5 protein-coding genes are annotated in these 8,035 nt (G+C 68.9%); 3 read left to right on the forward strand and 2 right to left on the reverse strand.

Annotated elements, in window-relative coordinates:
- Window positions 1-140: 140 nt before the first annotated feature.
- Window positions 141-2,276 carry a fructose-specific PTS transporter subunit EIIC gene (locus tag ACFWM2_RS14705; RefSeq protein WP_383278250.1) on the reverse strand — a complete coding sequence of 712 codons (2,136 nt, stop codon included), beginning with the start codon at window positions 2,274-2,276 and terminating at the stop codon, window positions 141-143.
- A gap of 644 nt (window positions 2,277-2,920) precedes the next feature.
- Here ACFWM2_RS14705 and ahcY point away from each other — a divergent pair.
- Together ahcY and ACFWM2_RS14715 are read left to right on the forward strand one after the other, a co-directional pair.
- On the forward strand, window positions 2,921-4,378 hold the full coding sequence (gene ahcY / locus ACFWM2_RS14710; protein WP_383278253.1) for an adenosylhomocysteinase: 1,458 nt from the start codon (window positions 2,921-2,923) through the stop codon (window positions 4,376-4,378).
- Between the two features lie 341 nt (window positions 4,379-4,719).
- Entirely contained in the window at window positions 4,720-5,334 is a 615-nt protein-coding gene (locus ACFWM2_RS14715; protein WP_383278256.1) for a hypothetical protein, read from the forward strand.
- An 88-nt stretch (window positions 5,335-5,422) separates the two neighbouring features.
- Here the strand turns inward: ACFWM2_RS14715 and ACFWM2_RS14720 are convergent, their stop codons facing one another.
- The gene (locus tag ACFWM2_RS14720; protein ID WP_383278259.1) at window positions 5,423-6,541 is read right to left on the reverse strand and encodes an RDD family protein; all 1,119 of its coding nucleotides are present in this window, start codon (window positions 6,539-6,541) and stop codon (window positions 5,423-5,425) included.
- Window positions 6,542-6,659: 118 nt separating this feature from the next.
- Here ACFWM2_RS14720 and ACFWM2_RS14725 point away from each other — a divergent pair, with 118 nt between their 5' ends.
- The gene (locus tag ACFWM2_RS14725) at window positions 6,660-7,667 is read left to right on the forward strand and encodes a stage II sporulation protein M (RefSeq protein WP_383278262.1); all 1,008 of its coding nucleotides are present in this window, start codon (window positions 6,660-6,662) and stop codon (window positions 7,665-7,667) included.
- Window positions 7,668-8,035 lie beyond the last annotated feature (368 nt).

Here is an 8,035-nt window from a genome sequence, read left to right on the forward strand (position 1 = left end):
TACCACCAGCCCCCTGCGCATCACTGTCCCCTCCCCGCACGGCCCTCCCGCGCGCGCAGATGCCCGAGGTCCTCGGTGAACACCACGCGACAGGCCCCGCGCCAGGTCGGCCGCGGGGCCCGTCGTCACTCGCCTTCCGGCTACTGGATCTCGCGCAGTACGTCGAGGATCGCCGCGGTGTCCTCGGCTGTCGTGAGCCGCTCACGGAAAGCGGGGTCCATCAGCTTCCGCGACAACAGCGCCAGAATCCGCAGATGCTCGTCACCCGCTGCCGCCTCCGGTACGGCGATCATGAAGACCAGCTTGGCCCTGGTGTCGTCGAGCGCACCCCACTCGATGCCCTCGGCGGAGCGGGCGAACCCGACGACCGGCGCGCTCACCGCGTCCGTCTTGGCGTGCGGAATCGCGATCTCCTCGCCGAGACCCGTGGTGCCCTGCGCCTCACGCCGCAGCGCGGTCCGCACGAGTTCCTCCACGTCGTCGACCCTGCCGCTCGCGGCGAGCAGGCCGGCCATCTCACGGATCGCGGACTCCTTGTCCCCGGCGTCGAGTTGCACCTTCACGGTCTGCTCGGTGAGGTGACCGGAGAGGACGCGGTCGTCGGAAGCGGGCGGTGCTGTCGTGGCCGGGCCCACCTTCGGGGGCACCTCAGCCTCAGTGACCGGGGTCGTCTTCGACGCGGCGGTCCGGGTCGCCTCGGTCGTGGTGGCCTGGGTCGTGGTGGCCTGCGTCGCCTTCGGCGCGGAGACCGTACCGCCTCCGGTCAGGGCACCCGCACCGACGAGCGCGGGCTCGGACCGGGGGGCGGGCAGGTCCACGAGCGGCTCGCCCCGGCGCCGGCGTTCGGCGAGGTCCACGAGCGCCACTGTCGTCAGCGCCGTCACCGCGGTACCGATCGCCACGGCCACGAAGAACATCGGTACGCCGCCCACGGCACCCAGCAGCGCCACGATCGGCCCGCCGTGGGGCACCGCGTCCTCAACCCCGGCGAGTCCGGCGACCGCGCCGGCCACCGCACCGCCGAGCATGTTCGCGGGGATGACCTGCGCGGGCCGCGCCGCCGCGAAGGGGATCGCACCTTCGGAGATCCCGAAGCAGCCCATGAACAGCGAAGCCAGACCGGTTTCGCGTTCCTGTTCGGTGTAGAGGCGCTTGCGGATCAGCGTGGCCACGCCCTGGCCGAGCGGCATGACCGGAATCGCCGCCGCGCACATGCCCATGACCGTCTGGTTGCCGGTCGCGATGAGTCCCGCGCCGAAGAGGAACGCCGTCTTGTTGACCGGCCCGCCCATGTCGAACGCGATCATGAGCCCGAGAATCGCGCCGAGCAGCACCGCGCTCGTCCCGGTCATGCCGCTGAGCCAGCTGGTCAGATGCTCGAAGACCCACGAGATCGGCTTCCCGATCACGTAGATGAAGAACATGCCGAGCGCGGTGGTCGCCACGATCGGGATCACGATGATCGGCATGATCGGCTGCGCGAACTTCGGGACCTTGACCTTCTTGATCCACAGCACCAGATATCCGGCGAGGAAGCCGGTCACGATCGCCCCGATGAAGCCCGCCCCCGCCTTGGAGTCGTACAGCGAACCGGTGTTGGCGATCCAGCCGCCGATCATGCCGGGCACCAGAGCGGGCCGGTCCCCGATCGCGTACGCGATGTAGCCGGACAGGATCGGCACCATCAGCGTGAAGCCGATGACGCCGATGTTGTTCACGTCCATCCAGAAGGAGTCCTTCGGGATGACCAGGCCGCCGGACGGGTCCGTGTGCCCGCCCAGCGAGAGCGATATCGCGATCAGCAGCCCGCCGACCACGACGAACGGGATCATGTAGCTGACCCCGTTCATCAGGGCCTTGTACGCCACGCTCCGCTCTTTGCCACCGCCGCTCGTCGAGGCGACCGTGGCGTCGGCCGTGTGCACGGGCGCCGACTGCACCTGCTCGATCAGCCGCTCGGGATGGTGGATCCCTTCGGCCACCCCGACGGTGATGACCCGCTTTCCCGCGAACCGGCTCAGGTCCACGTCCTTGTCGGCGGCGACGATGACGCCGTCGGCGGTGTTGACATCGTTGTCATCGAGCACATTCTCGGCGCCGATGGATCCCTGGGTCTCCACCTTCATGTCGATCCCGAGTCGCTCCGCTGCCTGCGAGAGCTTCTCGGCCGCCATGTACGTGTGGGCGATACCGGTCGGGCATGCGGTCACGGCGAGCAGCTTCAATCGCTTCTGCTCGCCGCCGCCCGTGGGGGGAGGGCCGGCTGGACTGGTCACGTGGATCTCCTAACGCCTTTGTCACGCGAGACGACGTCCCGGACGCCCCGCAGATCGCTCTCCTGCTCCCGATCTCCTCGCATAGTGCAACAGGTGTCCAGCGATCGAAAGGCTCAGAAGTCCCTGTTTGTCCAGGTCTGATGGCTCCTGTTGCCCGTCTCGTTCGTTCCCTGTTACCGATCCCCATGACGTTCCGTTATCGGCCCGACGTCCGACGGGCGCGTCCTTCCGCATGCCGACACGCCCGTTCCACGTCCTGACGCGCCCCGTCCACGTCCTGACGAGTCCCTTTTTGCGGCCTCATGACGTGGACCGGATACCGATCCTCCGATACGGTCCCGGCGCACCCCTCGCGATGACCCGGCGCGTCCCTCGCCATGACCCGGCGCCTCCCGCGTGACAGCCCGGCGGATCGGATGCGGGCTGGGGTCGGCAGGCTCACCGGTGTAGCTTGGTGGAAGAGCCAGACGTCGCTGCTGATGGCGGTCGGGCGGCCCTTCCGGGGGCCGGCCGAGGGAGAGAGGGCCTCCGACGGACTGCGCTGCGCGCACCGCGGCATGCCCGTGCCCCGTTCGGGCAGGCGTGCGTCGCCGCCGCGCAGACCAGCCGTATCCACCTCGCCCCAATCCCGAGGAGCAGCTCGAATGTCGACTGTCGCCACCGACCAGGATTTCAAGGTCGCCGATCTCTCTCTGGCCGCGTTCGGTCGCAAGGAAATCACTCTCGCCGAGCATGAGATGCCCGGTCTGATGTCGATCCGCAAGGAGTACGCCGCGACGCAGCCGCTGGCCGGCGCTCGCGTCACCGGTTCGCTGCACATGACGGTCCAGACCGCCGTGCTGATCGAGACCCTGGTCGCGCTGGGCGCCGAGGTGCGCTGGGCGTCCTGCAACATCTTCTCCACCCAGGACCACGCGGCCGCCGCCATCGCGGTCGGCCCGAACGGCACTCCCGACAACCCCCAGGGCGTCCCGGTCTTCGCCTGGAAGGGCGAGAGCCTGGAGGAGTACTGGTGGTGCACGGAGCAGGCGCTGACCTGGCCGAACACCCCGACCGGCGGCCCGAACATGATCCTGGACGACGGTGGTGACGCCACCATGCTCGTCCACAAGGGCGTCGAGTACGAGAAGGACGGCAAGGTCCCCTCCGTCGACACCGCCGAGTCCGACGAGCACCGCGTCGTGCTCGAGGTCCTGACCCGCACCATCACCGACGGCTCGCAGAAGTGGACCCAGCTCGCCTCGGAGATCCGCGGCGTGACCGAGGAGACCACGACCGGCGTCCACCGCCTGTACGAGATGCACCGTGACGGCACCCTGCTGTTCCCGGCGATCAACGTGAACGACGCGGTGACGAAGTCGAAGTTCGACAACAAGTACGGCTGTCGGCACTCGCTGATCGACGGCATCAACCGTGCCACCGACGTCCTCATCGGCGGCAAGACCGCGGTCGTGTGCGGTTACGGCGATGTGGGCAAGGGCTGCGCGGAGTCGCTGCGGGGTCAGGGTGCCCGGGTGATCATCACCGAGATCGACCCGATCTGCGCGCTGCAGGCGGCGATGGACGGCTACCAGGTCACGACGCTGGACGAGGTCGTGGACAAGGCGGACATCTTCGTCACCACGACCGGCAACAAGGACATCATCATGGCCTCGGACATGGCCCGGATGAAGCACCAGGCCATCGTGGGCAACATCGGTCACTTCGACAACGAGATCGACATGGCCGGCCTGGCGCAGCTGCCGGGCATCGTCAAGGACGAGGTCAAGCCGCAGGTCCACACGTGGACGTTCCCCGACGGCAAGGTCCTGATCGTGCTGTCGGAGGGCCGACTGCTGAACCTGGGCAACGCGACCGGTCACCCCTCGTTCGTGATGTCCAACTCGTTCGCGGACCAGACCCTGGCCCAGATCGAGCTGTTCACCAAGCCCGACGAGTACCCGACCGACGTGTACGTGCTGCCCAAGCACCTCGACGAGAAGGTCGCCCGCCTCCACCTCGACGCGCTCGGCGTGAAGCTGACGACGCTCCGCCCCGAGCAGGCCTCGTACATCGGCGTCGAGGTCGAGGGCCCGTACAAGTCGGACCACTACCGCTACTGAGCTGCTGCTGAGCCGTTGCTGGGCGCTCACCTCAGTCACGAGGTGAGCGCACTCGCAAGCACTCGCAAGCACCGCCTCACCGAGTACGTGGTGAGCGTGACGGCTGCCTCACCCCGCCTACTCGGCGAGCCTCACTGCCGGCTCACCGAGTAGACGGTGATCGTGACGCAGCACGCAGCACGCAGCACGCAGCACGCAGCACGCAGCACGCAGCACGCAGAGCAGGCGAACGCGTCCGTGCACTGACGCGCTCCTCAGCAGCAGGTCCCAGGCAGGCCCCCGCACCCCCGTGTCGGGGGCCTGCCCCTTGCCGGACCGACCCCGGAAGACCCAGGACCCTCATGCCTCGCGGCCGATATTCGATCCACGATCCGCACGACCACACCCCCCTCGCCGAAGAACACTTCCACTGCGCGCCGGGCCCCTCCGGCTGGCGCTACGTCTCCCAACTCACCACCCCCTCCGGAGAGCACGCCGGCTCCGTCGACCTCGCGCTCGACGAACTCGGCCGCCCCATCCGCCTCGAACTCCACGCCGCGAGCTGGCAGGTCCGCGGCGCGGCTCTCGACGGCGTCACCTGGGTCCGCACCGACCCCACCGGCACGGAGGCCACGGAAGGCAATGTCCAAGCCCACGCCTTCACCGGCACCTCACCGGCGTTCCTCGTCGCCACCGCTCGTCTCCTGCGCCTCACCCCCGATGCCTCCGCAACCCGCGTACGCCTCGTCGCCTTCACGGACCCGGTCCTCGCCCCCCGCACCGTCGACCAGTCCTGGGCCCTGATGACGAGAGAAACACACGCCACTGACAATGGCCCGCTGACCGTGGACGAATACCAGGTCACAGCGCTGGACACCGGTGAGCAGAACGCCGTTCACATCGCGGGCGACGTGGTCCTGGCGGCCCCCGGCATCGAGCTGGAGGACCTGGAGTCGCCGCCGTCGGCGCACGCCTGACGCGCGATCACCCGCCGCACGCGGGCCGATCCCGCGCACGAATCCCTGAGAGCGACGCCTGAGTCCTGCGCCTGACGGTGCCCTGCCGTCAGGCGGGCGGTGCGAAACCGGTGGGGGACCGATCGGGCTGCTCGGGCGGGGCCTGCCGGTCCCCCGATTGCTGGTCCTGCGGCTGCTGCTGGTGGCCCGGGGGGCTCGCGTCGGCCGGTGGCGTCGGCCTCGCCGCGTCGAACCGACCCGGTGCCGAGACTTGCCCTCCGCCCTCAGCTCCGGGCGGAGAATAGGCAGGCGCGGCCGGATAGGGGAATCCGCCCGGGTAGGCCGCAGCGGACCCGCCACCACCCGGTGTCCCGCTCGGCCGACTCGAAGCGGGAGACGAGCCCGCATACGCCCCGCCAGTACCTGGGTACTCCCCGGTGGGAACCCCATGCGCGACCGGGCCGTTGCCCGGCGCCCGCCGGCCACCGGACGCACGCCGTACCTCGCGCGCCTGCCGCTCCTGCACCACGGCCGCCAGGTACGCAGCCGCCGGAACCCCCTGCGGTGCCGGAGTCCCCGTGCACGCCGCGAGATCACCGGCGAGGCGCTGCGCCATCTCCCAGCCGACCTGCGGATCCAACTGCTGCATCCGCGTCAGGTACTGGCGGATGGCCAGCCATAGCCCGTCCGGAACCGCCGACAGATCAAGGCCGGAGAACCGTCCCGCCAGCCAGGGCGGCGGCGGGGGCACGAAGCGCGCGCGCCCGGCAGGCACCCTCTCCCGTACGACGAGCGTTCCCGCGAACACGTCCCCGAGCCGTCTCCCGCGCTCGGAGAGCAGCGAGGCGATGCACGCCACGATCCCGAACGTCATCAGGATCTCCACCACGCCGACCGCGCCCCGGACCAGCGCATGCCGGAACCGGATCGGACCGCCGTCGTCCCGCACCACCCGCAGCCCGCACGCCAGCTTCCCCAGCGAGCGCCCATGACTGAGCGTCTCCACGGCGATCGGCCCACCCACCAGGACCAACAGGAAGGCCGCGATCGTTATCGCGATCTGTGCCGCGTCGTCCAGGTCGCCTGTCGAGAACACCACGGCGATGCTCACGAACAGGTAGACGACCATGGTCACGGCCAGGTCGAGCAACACCGCCAGAGCTCGGCTCGGCAGCTTCGCGGGGCGCAACTCCAGCGCCACCGCCTCGCCCGTCACTAGCTCACTCACGCCTGCCGTCCTTCCCCTGAGCCGCCCCGAGAACCGCCAGTCTGCCAAGCTGAGGGCGCATCGCGCCGCAGTACGACAAGCTGACACGCAGTACGAGGGACGAGGAGCAGCAAAACCGATGGACCTCGACGTCTTCGTGTCCGCCCACCGCGCCGAGTGGGACCGCCTCGACGCCCTGTTGCACCGCCAGCGCCGCCTCAACGGTGCCGAGGCCGACGAGCTCGTCGCCCTCTACCAACGCACCGCCACCCACCTCTCCCTGATCCAGTCCAGCGCACCTGATCCCCAACTGACCGGACGCCTGAGCCAACTGGTGGCACGCGCGCGTAGTGCCGTGACAGGCACCCGCCGCGCCTCCTGGCGCGATGTCACACGCTTCCTTGCCCACGGCTTTCCCGCCGCGGTCTACCGCTCACGCCACTGGTGGGTACCGACAGCCCTCGTCTCCATCGTCGTAGCGACCCTCCTGGGGTGGTGGATCGGTACGCACCCCGAGGTGCAGTCGTCGATCGCGGCCCCCAGCGAGCTGCGCGACCTCACCCGCCCCGGCGGAGAGTACGAGACGTACTACTCCAGTCACCCCGCCGCGTCCTTCGCCGCCCAGGTCTGGACGAACAACGCCCAGGCAGCCGCGATGTGCCTGGTCCTCGGGATCTTCCTGGGGATCCCGGTCATCTGGATCCTCTTCCAGAACATGCTCAACCTGGGCGTGGGCTTCGGCCTGATGTCGTCCGCGGGCCGCTTCGACACCTTCCTCGGACTCATCCTTCCGCACGGCCTCCTGGAGCTGACCGCCGTCTTCGTCGCGGCGGGTACGGGCTTGCGCCTCGGCTGGACACTGATCGATCCGGGCCCCCGCTCCCGCCGCATCGCCCTCGCCGAGGAGGGCCGCGCCGCTCTCGGCATGGCCATCGGGCTCGCCCTGGTCCTCTTCATCTCCGGCGCCATCGAAGGCTTCGTCACCCCCTCAGGCCTCCCCACCTGGGCCCGAATAGGCATAGGCATCACCGCTGAACTGGCATTCCTCGCGTACGTCTATGTCCTGGGCGGCCGCGCGGTCCGCTCCGGCGAGACGGGCGACGTCGAAGCGGCTGAGCGCAGCGCCACGGTTCCCACCGCAGCCTGATGTGCGTCCACCCTTGCTGACCTGCTAGTCTCCTCTTCGCCCCAAGGGAGTCGTTGACACGGACCCAACGGGGAGGTAGATTCGAACAGTTGCCTAGAACTGGACACGTCCGGTGGCAACGGCTAGTTTCTAACTGCTTCCGGAGACAATCGATTTCCGAGAAGCCACTCCTGATGATTCAGAAATGGATGCCGGTCAGTCCGGCCCAAATCTTCTGATAAAGTCGGAGTCGCCGGAAAGGGAAACGCGGAAGCGGAAACCTGGAAAGCACCGAGGGAATCGGAGCCGGAAACGGTCTGATAGAGTCGGAAACGCAAGACCGAAGGGAAGCGCCCGGAGGAAAGCCCGAGAGGGTGAGTACAAAGGAA

The organism is Streptomyces sp. NPDC058371, from assembly GCF_042723265.1.
Classification (GTDB): Bacteria; Actinomycetota; Actinomycetes; order Streptomycetales; family Streptomycetaceae; genus Streptomyces.

Excerpts from the sequence above, each read along its gene's own strand:
- ahcY (WP_383278253.1), top strand. The coding sequence starts at position 2,921 with ATGTCGACTGTCGCCACCGACCAGGATTTCAAGGTCGCCGATCTCTCT.
- ACFWM2_RS14715 (WP_383278256.1), top strand. The coding sequence starts at position 4,720 with ATGCCTCGCGGCCGATATTCGATCCACGATCCGCACGACCACACCCCC.
- ACFWM2_RS14725 (WP_383278262.1), top strand. The coding sequence starts at position 6,660 with ATGGACCTCGACGTCTTCGTGTCCGCCCACCGCGCCGAGTGGGACCGC.